The 372-nt window shown below is 62.1% G+C and carries 1 protein-coding gene; it reads left to right on the plus strand.

Annotated elements, in window-relative coordinates:
* Window positions 1–372: GntR family transcriptional regulator (locus B2J89_RS23385; protein WP_169170882.1), on the plus strand; the 372-nt coding region annotated here is incomplete at both ends.

Here is a 372-nt window from a genome sequence, read left to right on the forward strand (position 1 = left end):
AAAAAACCAGCGCATGTGCCACAGACCCGGGATGAAAGCAGTGTGGAGCGGCTGTATTTCGAATTGCGCGAGCGCGCCATGCGCTATGACTTCCGCCCCGGCGCGCGGATCAACGAACAGGCCCTGGGACGCGAATTCGGCGTCAGCCGGCCGCCGCTGCGCGAAGCCCTGAACCGCCTCGTGGCCGAGGGCTTTCTCGACTTCGTCATGAACAAGGGCTTCTTTCGCAAGTCCATCAGCGTGGAGGAGTTGTTCAACCTCTACCAGGTGCGCATTGCGCTGGAGCGGCGCGCGGTGTACCTGGCGGTCGAACATGCGAGCGATGCGGAAATCGAAGGCCTGCGCGACTACTGGAACAGCGTCATGGCCAAT

It is taken from the genome of Acidovorax sp. SRB_24 (assembly GCF_012931925.1).